This window comes from Amycolatopsis albidoflavus (assembly GCF_039525725.1).
Classification (GTDB): domain Bacteria; phylum Actinomycetota; class Actinomycetes; order Mycobacteriales; family Pseudonocardiaceae; genus Amycolatopsis; species Amycolatopsis albidoflava.
In genome coordinates, this window is record NZ_BAAAHV010000008.1 from 25,614 (window position 1) to 41,551 (window position 15,938).

15 protein-coding genes and 1 pseudogene are annotated in these 15,938 nt (G+C 68.7%); 3 read left to right on the forward strand and 13 right to left on the reverse strand.

Going from position 1 to position 15,938, the window contains the following annotated elements; translation table 11 throughout:
- Nucleotide 1: 1 nt before the first annotated feature.
- Genes ABD156_RS10435 through ABD156_RS10445 form a run of 3 tightly spaced genes read left to right on the forward strand, consistent with a single transcriptional unit; the run spans nt 2 to nt 3,023 of the window.
- Entirely contained in the window at nt 2–1,210 is a 1,209-nt protein-coding gene (locus ABD156_RS10435) for an O-antigen ligase family protein (RefSeq protein ID WP_344269869.1), read from the forward strand.
- A complete protein-coding gene (locus ABD156_RS10440) occupies nt 1,207–2,376 on the forward strand; it encodes a glycosyltransferase family 4 protein (RefSeq protein ID WP_344269872.1) in 1,170 nt (389 codons plus the stop codon). Before ABD156_RS10435 ends, ABD156_RS10440 begins: the two co-directional genes overlap by 4 nt.
- 8 nt (nt 2,377–2,384) lie before the next feature.
- On the forward strand, nt 2,385–3,023 hold the full coding sequence (locus tag ABD156_RS10445; RefSeq protein WP_344269875.1) for a phosphatase PAP2 family protein: 639 nt from the start codon (nt 2,385–2,387) through the stop codon (nt 3,021–3,023).
- Here the strand turns inward: ABD156_RS10445 and ABD156_RS10450 are convergent.
- From ABD156_RS10450 to ABD156_RS10510, 13 genes and pseudogenes are all read right to left on the reverse strand, one after another.
- Nucleotides 3,020–4,330, reverse strand: a complete 1,311-nt coding sequence (locus tag ABD156_RS10450) for a glutamate-1-semialdehyde 2,1-aminomutase (RefSeq protein ID WP_344269878.1) — start codon at nt 4,328–4,330, stop codon at nt 3,020–3,022. The two genes, ABD156_RS10445 and ABD156_RS10450, sit on opposite strands and share 4 nt — an antisense overlap.
- A 6-nt stretch (nt 4,331–4,336) precedes the next feature.
- Nucleotides 4,337–4,876: a dTDP-4-dehydrorhamnose 3,5-epimerase family protein gene (locus ABD156_RS10455; RefSeq protein WP_344269881.1), complete on the reverse strand. Its 540-nt coding sequence runs from the start codon at nt 4,874–4,876 to the stop codon at nt 4,337–4,339.
- Nucleotides 4,873–6,054, reverse strand: coding sequence for a polysaccharide pyruvyl transferase family protein (locus ABD156_RS10460; RefSeq protein WP_344269883.1), 1,182 nt, complete (start codon nt 6,052–6,054; stop codon nt 4,873–4,875). Before ABD156_RS10460 ends, ABD156_RS10455 begins: the two co-directional genes overlap by 4 nt.
- Complete coding sequence (locus ABD156_RS10465; RefSeq protein WP_344269886.1) at nt 6,051–7,004, reverse strand: glycosyltransferase family 2 protein; 954 nt, start codon at nt 7,002–7,004, stop codon at nt 6,051–6,053. The genes ABD156_RS10460 and ABD156_RS10465 overlap by 4 nt, the downstream gene beginning before the upstream one ends.
- Complete coding sequence (locus ABD156_RS10470) at nt 7,001–8,293, reverse strand: MATE family efflux transporter (protein ID WP_344270717.1); 1,293 nt, start codon at nt 8,291–8,293, stop codon at nt 7,001–7,003. The genes ABD156_RS10465 and ABD156_RS10470 overlap by 4 nt, the downstream gene beginning before the upstream one ends.
- Before the next feature lie 40 nt (nt 8,294–8,333).
- Nucleotides 8,334–9,599, reverse strand: a complete 1,266-nt coding sequence (locus ABD156_RS10475) for a DUF4910 domain-containing protein (RefSeq protein WP_344269888.1) — start codon at nt 9,597–9,599, stop codon at nt 8,334–8,336.
- Nucleotides 9,599–10,621 (reverse strand): NAD-dependent epimerase/dehydratase family protein, encoded by a 1,023-nt coding sequence (locus ABD156_RS10480; RefSeq protein WP_344269891.1) that lies wholly within the window; start codon nt 10,619–10,621, stop codon nt 9,599–9,601. The genes ABD156_RS10475 and ABD156_RS10480 overlap by 1 nt, the downstream gene beginning before the upstream one ends.
- Nucleotides 10,622–10,625: 4 nt before the next feature.
- The gene (locus tag ABD156_RS10485; protein ID WP_344269893.1) at nt 10,626–11,270 is read right to left on the reverse strand and encodes a PIG-L deacetylase family protein; all 645 of its coding nucleotides are present in this window, start codon (nt 11,268–11,270) and stop codon (nt 10,626–10,628) included.
- Nucleotides 11,267–12,055 (reverse strand): glycosyltransferase family protein, encoded by a 789-nt coding sequence (locus ABD156_RS10490; protein WP_344269895.1) that lies wholly within the window; start codon nt 12,053–12,055, stop codon nt 11,267–11,269. Before ABD156_RS10490 ends, ABD156_RS10485 begins: the two co-directional genes overlap by 4 nt.
- Entirely contained in the window at nt 12,052–13,290 is a 1,239-nt protein-coding gene (locus ABD156_RS10495) for a methyltransferase domain-containing protein (protein WP_344269897.1), read from the reverse strand. Before ABD156_RS10495 ends, ABD156_RS10490 begins: the two co-directional genes overlap by 4 nt.
- A gap of 199 nt (nt 13,291–13,489) precedes the next feature.
- On the reverse strand, nt 13,490–14,362 hold the full coding sequence (locus tag ABD156_RS10500) for an LLM class F420-dependent oxidoreductase (RefSeq protein ID WP_344269900.1): 873 nt from the start codon (nt 14,360–14,362) through the stop codon (nt 13,490–13,492).
- Between the two features lie 145 nt (nt 14,363–14,507).
- Nucleotides 14,508–14,895 (reverse strand): annotated as a pseudogene (locus tag ABD156_RS10505) (LLM class flavin-dependent oxidoreductase); the annotation flags it as partial.
- A gap of 39 nt (nt 14,896–14,934) precedes the next feature.
- A complete protein-coding gene (locus tag ABD156_RS10510; protein WP_344269903.1) occupies nt 14,935–15,897 on the reverse strand; it encodes a YncE family protein in 963 nt (320 codons plus the stop codon).
- Nucleotides 15,898–15,938 lie beyond the last annotated feature (41 nt).

The following is a 15,938-nucleotide window of genomic DNA, read 5'->3' on the forward strand; positions in this document are numbered from 1 at the left end:
CATGGCCGAATTGACCGCCACGCTGCCCGCCGAAACGAAATCGGCGCCGAAAGCGGTCGGCGCGGCCTGGGCGTTGCTCGTCCTCAACACGCTGGGCTCGACCGGCGCGCAGACGGTGATCCCGTTGCCGCGCACGGTGATCCAGCTGGTCACCATGGGCGCGCTGATGACCGCGTTCCTGCTCGCGCTGGTGCTGAACCTGCGGATCCGGATCCGGCCGAGCGCGTACCTGCTGCTCCTGACCTTCCTGCTGCTCACGAGCATCGTGGCCAGCGTGCACCTGGAATCCGGGTACGGCTCGCTGTTCCGGTGCTTCCGGTTCTCGGTGTTCGTCGCGACGCTTTGGCTGCTCAGCGGCTGGTGGGACGGGTCGTTCGCGTTCGTGCGGGCGCACATCCGGATGTTCGGCGCGGTGCTGGCCTCGGTCGTGCTCGGCCTGGCGATCGCGCCGGGCAAGGCGATGCCGGACATCTACGGCGGCCGGCTTTCCGGCGCGGTGTGGCCGCTGACGCCGCCGCAGGTGGGTCAGTACGCGGCGGTCATCGCCGGGCTCGCGGTGCTGATGTGGCTCGGAAAGAAGACGGACGCCAAGAGCGCGTTGATCGTCGTCGTGCCGTCGCTCGGGCTGCTGCTGCTCACGCACACCCGCACCGCGACGCTCGGGCTCGTCGCCGGGCTGATCGTCGCGCTGCTGTCGCTGGGGCTGGTGAGCGCGCGGGCGCGGAAGGTGTTCGCCGGGATCGTGCTCGTGGCCGGCTTCGCCGCGGTGGTGCTGGGCGGCCTGCTGCAGGCGTGGTTCCTGCGCGGGCAGAGCACCGACGATTTCTCCAGCCTGACCGGCCGCGCGAAGGTGTGGGACGCGCTGCTGTCCGCGCCGCGGACCGGATTCGAGTACATCTTCGGCGTCGGCCTCACCGACAAGTCCTACGACGGCCTGCCGATCGACAACAGCTGGCTCGCGATCTACCACGAGCAGGGCTTCGTCGGGATCGGGATCGTCGCCGCGATGCTGCTGGTGCTGGTCGCGATCGCGGTGCTGCGGCCGCCGTCGGTGGCGAGGGCGTCCGCGATTTTCCTGATCGCTTACGTGATTTCCGCGTCCTACACCGAGGCCGGGCTCGGCGACGCGTCGCCGTATCTGCTGCATCTGGCGGTGGCCGCGTCGTTGCTGGCCGCGGGCGAGGCTCCAGCGAGGGAGAGGCTGGCGTGAAGGTTCTGGTGGTGCACAACCGCTATCGGTCCGAGCAGCCGAGCGGCGAGAACAACGTGGTCGACGCCGAGGTCGCCCTGCTGTCCTCGGCCGGGATCGACGTCCAGCGGTTCGAGCGGCACAGCGACGACATCGCCTCGATGCCGTTGGCGCGCAAGGCGTTGGTGCCGCTGCAGGTGCCGTGGAACCGCGCGTCGCGGACAGAGCTGCGGGCACGCCTGGAGGTCGAGCGGCCGGACGTCGTGCACGTCCACAACACCTTCCCGCTGCTGTCCCCGTCGGTGCTGGCCGCGTGCGCCGACGCGCGCGTGCCGGTGGTCGCGACCCTGCACAACTACGGCCTCGTCTGCCCGCCCGGCACGCTCTACCGCGACGGCCGGATCTGCACCGATTGCGTCGGCGGCCTGCCCGTCCCCGCGGTCCGGCACGGCTGCTACCGCGATTCGGCCGCCGCGACCGTGCCGATGGCGGTGAACCTGCTGGTCAACCGCGACCGCTGGCGAACCGGCGTGACGCGGTTCTTCTGCATTTCCGACGCCCAGCGCCGCTTGCTCGTGGACGCGGGGATGCCAGCCGCGCGGATGACCGTGAAGCACAACTTCGTCCCGGACGAGGGACGGCGTCGCGTCGGCGAAGGCGAGCACCTCCTGTTCCTGGGACGGCTCACCGAGGAGAAAGGCATCCCGCTGCTCAAAGCGGCGTGGGAGCAGTACTCCGGGAAACTGCCGTTGCTGATCGCCGGGACCGGGCCGCTGTCCGACGACGTCGCGGCTTGGGCTGCCGGTCGGGACAACGTGTCGTACGTCGGGCTCCAGGACCGGGCTTCGTGCCAGGAACTGATCGCCCGTGCGGCGGCGGTCGTGGTGCCGTCCACGTGGCTTGAGGCGTTCGGTCTCGTGGTGGTGGAGGCGATGGCCGCCGGGGTGCCGACGGTCGCGCCCGCGCACGGTGCGTTCGAGGAGCTGGTCACCGACGGCGTCACCGGCCTGCTGCACACTCCCGGCGACGCGGCGGCGCTGGCCTCAGCTTTGTGCGAGGTGGCCGACTCCGAGCTGAACCAGAAGATGGGCGAGGCCGCGCGGCAGCGGTACGACGCGGACTTCACTCCGGAAGTCGGGCTGAAACGGCTGCTCGACGGCTACGAGGAAGCGATTTCAGCGGTATGAAGGACGGTGTGCGCGACCGACTGAAGACCTCGCCCCTGGCGCTTCCGATCGTTCTGCGCACGCCGTCGCTGGTCCTGGCCGTGCTGGGGCTCGTGGCGTTGATCGCGCTGGGCGTCCGCTTCGCCGGACACTCGGTGCCGAGCGCGTTCGACGCCCCGCTCCTGCCCGGCCCGGACCTCATTCCCGACCCATGGTGGTACTTCGCGACCGCGATCGACTTCTGCGGCGAACCCTTGGGCGCGGTGCTGATCCTGCTCCTGGTCATCGGCGGCTGCCTGCTGACCCACCGCCCGCGAACGGCCGTGCTGGCCGTGGTCGGCTGCAGCCTCACGGTCGGGGTGACTTCGGTGCTGAAACCGCTGACCGGCCGGACTATTCACGGCAGCTACCTGTCGTTCCCCAGCGGCCATACCGCCTTCGCGACCGCCTTGGCACTGACCGGCGCTTACGTCCTGGCCGGCCGGTTAAGCCGGTTCGCTGCGGTGGCGTGGCTGCTGGGTCTCGCGTTGGTGGCTGGCTTCCTGATGGCCTGGGCCGAGGTCGGGCTAGGCGCGCACTACCCGACCGACACGATCGGCGGCTTCGCGGCCGCGCTGGCGATCGTGCCGGTCACGGGGTACTGGATCGACCGGATCGCCGACCGCTAAGTCTTCCGCCGAAACACCGGCTTCACCGGCCGCCCGCCCAGCCACGGCGACGGATCCCCAGCCTCAAGCGCCTTCCGGTACACCACGCACGCCGAAGCGACCGCCTCCACAGTCCGGTCGATGTCCTCCTCCGTCATCGCCGCACTGACCACAAAGGACGGCCCAAGAATCCCGTTCTCCAGCAGGCACCGCAGGAACAGCGTCCGGTACTCCTGCGACGGCTGACCGTCCCCGTCGAGAGTCGCGAACACCAGATTGCTGTACCGCCCCCGCACCAGCACCTGCTCGCCGACCCCGTGCGCGGCCGCCACCTCGGTCACACCAGCAGCCAACCGAGCCCCGAGCGAGTGCAGCCGAGCAGTCACGTCCTCCGCCGCGTAGGTGTCCATCACCGCCATTGCCGCGGCCAGCGACGGGGTCTCCGCGCCGTGTGTCGTCGACAGCAGGAACACCCGGTCTCGCGAATCGCGCAGCCCGCCCAGTTCCATCAGATCCCGTCGACCGGCCAGTGCGGAGACCGCGAAGCCGTTGCCGAGCGCTTTGCCGAACGTCGAGAGATCCGGCGTCACGCCGTACAGGCCCTGCGCGCCGTGCTCGGAATACCGGAATCCGGTGATCATCTCGTCGAAGATCACCAGCGCGCCGTGCTGATGCGCGAGGTCGAGCAGTCCGGCGAGATAGCCGTCCGGCGGAGCCACTCCCTTGGTCGGCTCCAGGATCAGGCACGCCACTTGCCCGCCGAACTGGCGCAGCATCTGCTCGGTCGCGGGGAGGTCGCCGTACGGGAAGGGCACGGTCATCGCCATCGTCGCGGCGGGAATCCCGGCCGACATCGGGGTGGTGCCGATGAACCAGTCGTCGGTGGAGAAGAACGCGTGGTCGGCGCATTGGGCGACCAGCGGCCGTCCCGTAGCGGCGCGGGCGAGCCGGACGGCGGCGGTCGTCGCGTCGGAGCCGTTCTTCGCGAACTTCACCATGTCCGCGGTCGGCACCGTCGCCAGGAACTGCTCCGCCGCTTCAAGCTCCACAATGGACGGACGGACGAAGTTGTTGCCCCGTTCCAGCACGTCGCGCACGGCTGCGGTCACGCGTGGATGCGCGTGGCCGAGACTGACCGCGCGCAGGCCGGAGCCGTACTCGAGATAGCGGTTGCCGTCGACGTCCCAGACATACGCGCCGCGGCCGTGCGAAATGACTGGTGCGAGATGTTCGGGGTATTGGTCCTCGCCTTTGGCGTAGGTGTGCGCACCGCCGGGGATAGCGCGATGCAGGCGTTCGTTCGCGATTCGGGAGAGTGGCAGGTCCATGACGGGTCACCTCAAGGCATCGGCCAGTGAAGGGGCCGACGCGTCGCGTTCGGACAGCAAAGCCGCGGGCAGCGGCCACGGGATGGCGAGCTCCGGGTCGTCGTGCGCGATGGCGACGTCCTCGGACGGGTCGTGCGCGCGGTCGATCCGGTACGACACGTCGGCGACGTCGCTGAGCGCCTGGAAACCGTGTGCGCATCCGGCCGGGATGTAGATGCTCTCCTGGGTGTCCCCGGAGAGGTGAAACGTTTCCCTGGAAAGAAAAGTCGGTGAGTCCCGGCGCAGGTCGACCACGACGTCGAACACCTCGCCGAACGAACAGCGCACCAGTTTCGCCTCGCCGGCCCCGGAGCGCAGGTGCATCCCGCGCACCACGCCGCGGACCGAGCGGGACACGCTGTCCTGGGCGAATCCGTCCGGATCGATGCCGGCCGACCGGGCGACCTCGGCGTCGAAGGTCCGCGAGAAGAAGCCGCGATCGTCTCGGTGCGGCGTCGGCCGGAACAGCCACACGCCGGAAATCGACGGCACGGGAACGGCTTTCACGACACCTCCGCGGGAATGAGCGACCTCGACAACAGGGTGAACTGGTCCTTCAACTGCTGGGTGCATTCCTCGTTGCGGGCGGCGAGTTCCGCTTTCAGCTCCGGCGCTCGCCGCTGCAATTCCTCGAACTGCTTGATCAGCCGCGGCACGTCGACCGCGCGGGCCTCCTGGCAAAACTCGCCGAGCCCCATTTCGGCCATCAGCACGTCGTTCTTCTTCGCGTATCCGATCGCGACCGTCGGCCTCCCGACCTTCAACGCGCACAACACATTGTGGTACCGAGTGGCTACGACTGTGCCCACTTCGGCCATCGAGCGCATCAGCTCGTCCAGGGTGCCGGGAACGGCCGCGGAGAGCAGCGGCGAGTCGACCGTTTCGACGATCTCGTCCACCACTTCGAGGTCCATCCGATCCCCGATGAAGAGCCGGACCGGACGCTCCTGGCGGACCAGATACCGCACGAACTCGGTCATCGCGTCCACGTACGCCCGGTAAATCTCGTCGCCGCGCGCACGATCGTCGTTGCTGCCGTAGTACGCCATCACGCCGATGCCCACCGCACGCGGATTCTCGACCGCGGCCGGAGTCGGCAAGGCAAAAGCAAGATCGGGATAAACGCGGTCATTCGTGACCCGCACGCCCATGTCCGCCATCGCCGAACGCGAGAGTTCATCGCGGAAGGACCGATAGGCCGCGAGCTGGGACGCATACCGCACCAGAAACCGCGTCGCTGGCACTCGAATCCGATCAGCTCCGACACTCACCAGCGCGACCTTCGTGCGACCCAGCCGTCCGCACAGCGAAAGCAGGAACAGCGCGTACGGGAACCCCCACGGCCGCAATGGAAGCGTCGCCTCCAGCACGCCCATCCCGGGAACGATCACCACGTTCTGCCGCCGCACCCACCAGGCCGTGCGGAAGACGTCGATGACCTTCCCGAGGGCCTTGGTCGCGATCGACCGCAGCCCGGACGCGTGCCGGTACTCGCCGCTGTACCAGTTCAGCCGCACCGCGGGGATCCCGTAGCGCGCGCGAATGGTGTCCGCCCCACCACAGAACGCGGACACCTTCGCGTACGGATGTTCGGCCCGCAGGAAGCCGAGTACCGCCTCCAGCGAGCCGTCGTTGCCGAGGTTGCCTGAACCGAGAAGTCCGAAGACCCCGACCCGAACGGTCACGGCACCCGCCGTTCGCGCCCGGCGACCACGCGGTCGACAGTGAGGTTGAGCTCGGCCGCGTGCACCGGAGCCCGGTCCTCGACGCGTTCCCCGCCTCCGCCTGGCCGGGCCCGGCTGGCGAACCATTCCACCAGCGCGAGGTAGCAGGCACGGCGTTCGCCGGACGACAGCGGCGCGGAGCGGATCCCGTGCACGAAACCCCAGACGTACTCGGCGAGCAGCCGCGCGGTCGGGTTCAAGATCGCGTTGCCGCGCTTCGGATCGAGGTTCGCGCACCGGGAGCGCTTGCTCGGGTTCGCGCGCTCGGCCCGATCCGGGTGGTCGCGCCGGAAATACAGCAGCTCAGGCACTTGATAGAACGGCCCGTGCAGCGCCAGCTCCGCCACGTAGGTGCGATCCGCGTGGTGGTAGCTGTCCATTGGGGTGACGCGACGCAGCACCGCCGTGCGCATCACGCCGTAGAAATCGTCGCCGCCCGGCTCGAACAGCAGGCTCTTGAACCGCACCGACGGTCGCGGCGCATCCGTCTGGTGCCGGTAGTCCAGCGGCACCGTCACCGCGCCGTTCTCGTCGATGATCGCCTGGTGCGAGTGCGCGAGGATCATCTCCGGCCGCGCGTCGAGCGCTTCGACGCACTTCGCCAGCAGGTCCCGGCCGTAGAGATCGTCGTGCGACGCCCACTTGAACAGCTCGCCGCGCGCCTGGTCGAGCAGGACGTTGTGGTTCGGGGTCGCGCCGATGTTGCGCTGCTGGCGCAGGTACCGGATCCGCGAGTCCTCCTGCGCGTACTTCCGGGCGATCTCTTCCGTGCCGTCCTGCGACGCGTTGTCGGAGATGATCAGTTCGAAGTCCTCGTAGGTCTGCCCGAGCAGCGCGTCGAGTGCTTCGCTGAGGAATTCCTCTCCGTTGTAGACGGGCAGACCGATGGTCAGCCGGGGCGCCGTGCTCATGCCGGTTTCATCTCCTCGGAAGCCGAATGGAGTTCTGCTTGGCTGAATGAACCTGAAGCGGCGGGAAACTCGGGCACCGCCGCGAAGTGGTCGCGAAGCGCGCTGCGCAGCTGCCACCACCACACGGCCGAACCGGTGAGCGTGGCGGCCGCGACGCCCCACTCCGAGCCGGCCGCACCGCCGAGCCCGGCCCCGATCAGGCCGAACACGACGTAGCAGGCGGACGCGATCAGCTGGGACCGCAAGCTCCGCCGCGCCATCCCGAGCGCGCGGAGCCCGGCCGTCGCGCCGGTGGTGAAGCTCGCGCCGACGACCGCCATCGTGACCGCCGGGACCAGCAGCGACGAGCTGTCCCACAGCGAACCGAGCACGAAGCGTCCGGCGTCTTCGGGAACGAAGAACCACAGTCCGAGTCCCCAGATCAAGGCAGCGGCCGCCTGCGCGGCACCGAGCACCACGCAGAAGTGCCACAATCGATGCGGCGACTGCCGGAGCACCCGCGCTCCCTCGGCGACAGTGACGAGGGAAAGTCCCATTAGCAGCGCGAGAAACGGTCCGAGCAGCTGTTCCGCGCCGCGCACCGTGCCGACCGCGGCCAGCCCGGAAATCGCGCCCAGCCCGTACGCCCGCAGCTGCGACGAACCGCTGTTGCTGACGTTCTCCACGAGGTAGCGCACACCCAGGTCGCGGTGATCCCGCAGCCACGCGCGCACCCCGCCGAGCCGCGGCAGCACGCTCGTCTGGACCCAGCCGAACGCGGCCGCGACGCCGGCTGAACAGCCCCAGGCCAGCAGGAACGCGACCACAGTGTCGTAGCGCGCGGCCAAAACCAGCGCCGGGAACAACGCGACGGCCTGGATCCCGTCGTTGAGGAACGCCTTGTGCCCAGTGCCCTGTGCGAAGAACCCGAACCGCCACGCGTCCTGCACGAGCAGGAACGGCAGCACGACCCCGAGCGCGACGAACGCGGCCCCGAGCGAACCGCCGACCACGAGTCCGAAAAGGACACTCACCAGCCCGGAAGCGACACCCACTACGAGTGCGGTCCCGACCGCCTGGCCCACCGCGGTCCGCCAGCTCGCCCTGGCAACGCCGGAGAAGCGCACCATCAGTGGGTCGGTGGCAAGGCCGCGCGAGATGTTGAGAATGACGCCGTAGGTCACCCACGCGATGCTGAACAGGCCGAACGCCGTCGCGCCGAGCGAGCGCGCGACGTAGAGCCCGACCACGAAGTTGGTCAGGCTCGAAACGGCCTGGTCCCCAAGGCCCCAGCTGAGCCGTCCCGCCATCGCGCGGACGGCTCGCGAACGCAGGATCGACGGCACGGCCTCACTCCTTCAGCAGTCCGGCGGCCTGAAGGGCATCGGCCGCCGCGGCTACGGCACCGAACGGCAGGTCCGCCCGTTCGGCGATGTCGAGGAGGCTGTGGTCGCCGTCGGAGAGGCTGAGCACCCACAGCATGGCCAGCTGCGCTTGTTTCGCGTCGCTGCGCCCGCCGAGCGAGTCGTACAGTCCGCGCTTGCCGAGCTGCGGTTCGCCGTACGGGCTGAGGTTCACGTAGCGCCGGTTGCGGTCCAGCACGGAAAACGCCGTCCGCAGCGTGTCGAGGGTGTCGGCCATCGAGTCCGGGTCGACGAAGGACGGGTTGTCCGCCGAGGTGTGGTACTCCGGGTAGCCCGCGTACGGCGTGCGCGTGAGCGAGCCGACGCCGAGGTTGAAGCCGGGGGAGCAGAACTGGCGCTCGTCGTAGCCGTACGGGGAGAAATCGCGGATCTCGTGCGGCTTGTCCTTGAGGATGTGCGCGAAGACGCGGTCGATATCGGCGTCCCCGCGCCGGCTGCGCTTGTAGGTCAGCGAACCCCGGTCTCCGGCGCAGGCCAGCACGACGCCGTGCTTGACCTGCTCGATGCGTTCGGAATTGCGCGCCAGCCAGGTGATCGCGCCGATCGTGCCGGGCATGAACAGGAACCGGTAGGTGTAGTACGGCTTTTCCTCGGCCAGCGCCTGCGCGAGCGCGACGGCGACCGCGATGCCGGCGAGGTTGTCGTTGGCCAGCGACGGATGGCAGAGGTGGCACGAGACGAGCACCTCGTCGGACACCTCGCCCGGCACGACGTGCTCGGCGTAGGTGAGATGTCCGTCGGCGAGCGTCGAGTCGATTTTGACGTGGTAGTCGCCTTCGGGCAGCGTGTCGAGGACGTCCTGGGCGAGGCAAAAACCCCAGGTGGGGGAGTAGTAGCTGGTGCGGTACGGGATCAGCGACGGCTGCTCGGGCAGCGTGTGCAGGTGCGTGCGCAGTTCGGTCAGGCTGACGACCCGGTCGACCGGGACGCTGTAGCCGACCACGTGCAGGTTCGACTTCCGGAAGTCGATCACCCGCCGCCCGGAGGAATCCGCGACGAAGGCGTCGCGGATGTTCCACTCCGCGGGCACGGTCCAGTCCAGCACCTCGGTGCCGCTGGGCACCTCGTACCGGTCGAGCGGGAGGTGCTCGCCGATGACGGCAAGGGTCTGCCGTACGCCGTCGCCGGTGATGCTCCGGCAGAACGGGTACAACCGTTCCACCAGAGCGTGCATCTCGGGCCCCGTGCGCATCAGGCGTGCCGCAGGGTGGCGTCGACCGCGCCGGCGGCCTGCCGGTCGCTCAACCAGTTCAGCCGGGTGAAGCGGCGCTGGAACTGTTCCTGGGTGAGGCTGTTGCGGCGGTAGGCGTCGAACAGTTGCAGCGCCCCGTCTTTCACGCCCCACTTGCAGTCGAAGGACGGGACCGCCTCGCGGAACCGGGAGAAATCGACGCGGTAGGAGCGCGGGTCGGCCCCGGCCTCGCCGGTGATCCGCAGCTTGGAACCGGGCACCACCGCGACGACCTCTTCGGCGATCTCGGCCACCGTCACGTTGTTGCGCTCGGTGCCGATGTTGAACGCCTGGTTGTGCACGGCTTCGCGCGGTGCTTCGAGAGCGGCGGTGAAGGCGTGGGCGATGTCGTCGGCGTGCACCAGCGGCCGCCACGGCGTCCCGTCGGAGAGCACGAGGACCTCGCCGGACAAGTAAGCGTGGCCGACCAGGTTGTTCAGCACGATGTCGGCGCGCAGCCGCGGCGAGAAGCCGAACGCGGTGGCGTTGCGCATGTACACCGGGGTGAAGCCTTCGTCGGCCAGCTTTGAAACCTCGTCCTCCACCCGGACCTTCGATTCCGCGTACGGCGTGACCGGCCGCAGCGGCGCGTCCTCGTCGACCAGGCCGCTGCCGCCGGAAGCGCCGTAGACAGAGCAGGTCGAGGCGTAGAGGAACCGGGAGACCCCGGCGTCTTTCGCGAGCTGCGCGAGCTTGACCGACGCGTGGTGGTTGATGTCGTAGGTCAGTTCGGGCGCGAGCGAGCCGAGCGGATCGTTGGACAGCGCGGCGAGGTGGATCACCGCGTCGAAACCCTGCAGGTGCTGGGCTTTCACGTCCCGCAGGTCGACGGCCAGCCCGACCGGGTCCTGCGGGGCCGGGCCGAGCACACAAGCGGCGAACAAGCCCGAGTCGAGGCCGATGACCTCGTGTCCCGCCGCGGCGAGCACCGGCGCCATCACCGTGCCCAGATATCCCGTGTGCCCCGTGAGCAGCACGCGCATGCCTTCAGCCCCTTAGGTCGATGACGAGTTTGTTCGCCTCGAACGCCTCGGCATAGCGTTCTTGGCATTCGATTCCACGGATCCGCGCGAGGCCAAGGAAAGCTTCGCGGTCGTACCACGGCCGGTGCTGCTGAGAGCCGTAATGCTCGTGCAGCAGTTCGATCTTGCGCTGCATCACGTCGTCGGACAGCGGCGCGTAGGCGGGCAGCCGTCCGAGGTCCCCGTCCCATTTGACGATCTCGTAGCCCAGCGTCAGATGACCGCGGAACACCGTGGGCACGAGCTGGGCGAGCCCGCGGTGGTCCTGGTGCGCGTCGATGGTGCGCGGCGCGAACACGACGTCCGGATCGGTGCGGCGGCGGAGGTCTTCGAGCGCGTTCTTGGCTTCCTCCCAATGCGAGGGGAGGCGGCCGTCGGGCAGCTTGAGCACCGTGACGTTCAGCTCGGCGCCCGGGCAGAACGCGGCCAGCGCTGCGCGTTCCTCGGTCTCGCGGTCGGTGCCGCCGCCGGACAGCACCAGCGCGTCGACCTGAAGCCCGGGACGCTGTCCGCAGATCTCGAGGAGCGTGCCGCCTGCCCCGATGGCGATGTCGTCGCAATGCGCGCCGAGCACGACGATGCTCTTCAGCTCGGCGCCGAGGCGGATCACGAGTGCACCTTTTCGTGTTCCCACAACGCCCACGGCCGGTCGCCGTGCGTGTAAGCGGCGTCGAGCGCGTAGCGTTCCTTGACCGTGTCGGTCGGCTTCCAGAACCCGCGATAGGGGTAGGCGAGCAGCCGGCCGCGCTTGGCGAGTTCGCCGCAGCCGTCGGCGACCAGGTCGCCGTTCTCCGGGATGTGGTCGAAGATCTCCTGCCGCAGCACGAAATACCCGCCGTTCTCCCACAGCGGGAGCTCGCTGACCGGCGTGATCGCGCCGATCAGGCCGCCCTCGTCCATCTCGACGCAGTGGAACGACGACTGCGGCGGCACGACGAGCATCGACGCGCCCGCGTCGGTGTTCGCGAATCGCTCGACGATGGCGTCCAGCGGCGCGTCGGTGAGGACGTCGGCGTAGTTGGCGAGGAACATCTCGTCGCCGTCGAGATGGTCGCGCACCCGGCGCAGCCGTTCGCCGATCGGCGATTCGATGCCGGTCTGCACGAAGGAGATCGTCCAGTCGGCGATGTCGGTGGACAGCAGTTCCGGCTTCCCGCCGCGCAGCACGAAATCGTTGGACGTCGTTTCCTCGTAGTGCAGGAAGAAGTCCTTGATGTGGTGCGCGCCGTAGCCGAGGCACAGCACGAACTCGGTGTGCCCGAAATGCGCGTAGTAGCGCATCACGTGCCAGATCAGCGGCCGGGGACCGACCATCGCCATCGGCTTGGGCACGTCGGACGCCTCGCTGCTGCGCATCCGCATTCCGTAGCCGCCGCAGAACAGAACGACCTTCACTTCACTGCCACCTCGACGATTTCCAGGCGCGGAATCGGGAAGACGAGCTTGCCGCCCCACGCGCCGACGTAGGAAAGCTGCTCGGTCAGCTCGTCCCGCAGGTTCCAGGGCAGGACGAGCACGTAGTCCGGCCGGTCGGCCGCGATCCGGTCCGGCTCCACGACCGGGATCCGGGTGCCCGGCGTGAACCGGCCGTGCTTGTACGGATTGCGGTCCACCGTGTAGGCCAGCAGGTCCGGCCGGATGCCGCAGTGGTTGAGCAGGGTGTTGCCCTTGCCGGGCGCGCCGTACCCGACGACGGTTTTCCCGGCTTTCCGGGCGGCGAGAAGAAATTCGAGCAATTCGAGGCGGACGCGGGTGACCCGGTCGGCGAATTCGGTGTAGCCGGACAGCTCGTGCAGCCCGGCCGCCTTCTCCCGGGCCAGCACGTCGGTCATCCGGGCGCTCGGCTCCCCGGCCGCCTCGGCCGGGCGCGCCCAGAGTCGGATCGACCCGCCGTGCGTCGGCAGGAGTTCGACGTCGACCAGGGTCAGGCCGCCGGTCGCCAGCGCCTGCCGCGCGGATTCGACGGTGTAGTACTGGAAGTGCTCGTGGTAGATCGTGTCGTACTGGTTCTTTTCGATCAGCGTGAGCAGATGCTGCACCTCGATCGACACCCAGCCGTCGTTCGCGACGAGCGCGCGCAGCCCGTGGGTGAACCCGCGGATGTCCGGAATGTGGGCGTAGACGTTGTTCGCCACGACCAGGTCGGCCGGACCGTGCTCGGCCCGCACCTCGCGGCCGGTCTCTTCGGAGAGGAACGCGGTGTGCGTCGGCACCCCCGCCTCACGCGCGGCTTGCCCGACGTTGACCGAAGGTTCCACGCCGAGACAACGGATTCCGCGTTCCACGACGTGCTTCAGGAGGTATCCGTCGTTGCTGGCGACCTCGACGACGAAAGACCGGTCGGTCAGCCCGAGCCGTTCGACGGCGGTGTCGGTGAACCGTTTCGCGTGCTCGACCCACGAGGTGGAAAAAGACGAGAAATACGCGTAATCGGTGAAAGTGTCGGCCGGGTCGAGCAGCGGCGGGAGCTGCGCGAGCCAGCATTCCGTGCACACTTCGAGATGCAGCGGGAAAGTCGGTTCGGGCTCGGCCAGCTGGGCGGCGGTCAGGAACCGCTCGCACGGCGGGGTCGCGCCGAGGTCGACCACGCTGGCGGTTCTTTCCGAACCACAGAGTCGACATGTGGTCATGTACCAGGCTCCTCCGGTAGCGACGCGATCTGCGTAGGGCAGGTCGATCCGCGCCCGGCCGTCGTTACAGCGCGCCGGGAAGCTCACCGGAGTCGATTCGGAACCGAGACAATGACCGCAGCGGAATGCGGCGAGTGCTGTGACGAACGGGTGACCGGCTGGCACCGGATGGCGCAGCCGTCACCCGTTCGTCAGCGGATCACAGCTTTTCCGCCGCCGGGATCACTTCGGTGGCGAACCGCTCGAGCACCGCCGGGTCCGGAACGCCGTGCGCCCAGCCGGTCGCGACGCTGAAACCGAGTTCCGACAGCCGGCCCAGTTCATCCAGCAGTTGCCCGGTTTTCTCGCCGTTTTCACCGGTATCGAGCCGCAGCGAAGCGGTTTTCGTGATCTCGGAGTAGTCGCGGCCGACGTCCTCGCAGTGCTGCTTCAGGACTTCCAGTTTGCGCGGAAGGTCCGCGTTGGGCAGCAAATTGCAGATGTCGCCGTACTGCGCGACGAACCGCAGCGTCTTCTTCTCGCCGCTGCCCCCGATCATGATCGGCGGGTGCGGACGCTGGATCGGCGGCGGGCTGTTGAGCAACCGTTCGGCGCTGACGTGCGTGCCAGTAAAGGGTTCGTCGCCCTCGGCCCACATCTGGTGGACGTACCGGAGCGCGTCCTCGAGTTGCTCGAACCGTTCCTTCATCGGCGGGAACCGGAACCCGAGCGCGCGGGACTCCTCCTCGTTCCAGCCCGCCCCGATGCCGAGGATCGCCCGCCCGCCGGACAGCACGTCGAGCGTCGTGGCCGCTTTCGCGAGCAGCCCGGGGTGCCGGTAAATGACGCCGGTGACGAGAGTGAGCAGTTTGACCCGTTCGGTGTGCGCGGCCAGGAAGCCGAGCGTCGTCCAGGCTTCCAGCATCTCGTGCTCGGGCGGGCCGTAGCCGGAAATCTGGAAGAAATGGTCCATCACCGACAGATATTCGAACCCGGCCTCGTCCGCGGTCCGGGCCACCCGCGCCAGGTCCGAGCCGAGCGCCGCCGGGCCGTTCGGCCAGGTCTGCTGAGCGAGATGCAACCCGAGTTTCATGCCAACTCCTCTGTTTGATTGCCCCGGCTTCGCCGGGGCGCCGAGATCGCCGGGAAGCTGGTTTCTTCCCTCCCGATTTCGCCGGCCCTGGGGGGCCGTCGAAATCGCTCAGTCCAGAAACCAGCGCGATCTCGGGTTGTGGTCCCGAAGTGGACGGAAACGGAAAGCCGAGTCCGCGGGCTTCTTTTGTTCCACCCGGCCCCGATGCCGAGCATGGCGCGTCCGCCGGACAGCACGTCGAGTGTGGTGACGGCCTTCGCGAGAAGGCCGGGATGCCGGTAAATCGCGCCAGTGACGTAGGTGAACAGTTTCGCGCGCCGGGTGTGCGCGGCGAAATAGCCGAGCGTGGTGTACGCCTCAAGCATCGGGCGATCGCTCGGGCCGACGCTGGGGATCTGGAAGAAGTGGTCCATCACCGCGAGATAGGCGAACCCGGCGTCGTCCGCCGCCCGCGCCGCGTCGGCTAGCTTCCCGCCCAGTGCCGCAGTCCCTCCCGGCAGGGTGAAGTCGGGGACCTGGAGGCCAAGTTCCATATCCGACACCGTATACCTGGAGTAACTTCATGTGTGCGGTCAGAAATCGCGCACGACGGTGATCGTGCCGTGCAGCGGATCGGTCACGTACACCGTGCGTGTGCGCTGATCCACCGCCACGTCGCCCGGATTCACGCCCAGGCCAAGCTCGCCGGTAAGGGTTTCCGTTCGTCCGTCCACACGGGACAGTCCATTTTGCCCGCCGTTGGTGTACACGACGTCGCTGGCCTGATGCACCGCGAGCGACGACGCCTCGCTGCGCAGCAGCACGGTCTTGACCTGCGCCCGCGCCGATCCGTCCACAATGGACATGTGATGGATCGCCGAATTCGCCACGAACACCGTGCCGCTCAGCTCGTGCACGCCGATCCCGGTCGGAGAGGCGCCCACCGGCACGCTCGCGGTGAACGCCCCCTGGTCGAGGTCGCAGATCTCGACCGAGTTCGTGGTCGGGCTGGTGCAATACGCGCGCCGCCGGCCGCGGTCGAGCGCGATCCCGGCGAGGCCCGGCTTCGGCGCTGGCAGCAGGTCCTGCTGAGTGAGACTGATGCTGTCGAGCACTGCGAACGTGCCGGTCTTGCCGCTCACCGCGTACACGAGGTTGGCCTGCGGATCGATCGCGACCGCCGACGCGCCCGCCCCCGCGCCGACGACGCTCAGCAACCGGTGCGTCTGGCTGTCGAAGGCGAGCACCGTGCCGCCCGGCGGATTGGCGACGTAGATCCGGTCGGTGTCTACCACGACGTCGCTCGGCTCCCCGCCGACCGCGAGCGCGGACACGACCCGCCCCGCGTCCGGATCGACCACGAGAACCGCGCCGGATGCCTGGTCGGCCGCGTACACGAGCCCGGTGACCGGACTCACCGCGATCGCCGAAATCGTCCCGCCGACCTGCACGGTGCTGACCCGCCCGGTCGCCGCGGCGGTACCGCCGAGCACCACCGCCGCACCCGCGCTGACCAGGGTAAACAGCCCTCGCCGGGAGAACTGGGAACCGTGCATCGCTCACCTGCCCCGGTCGGTTGGGTTGCCCGCTGACCCTA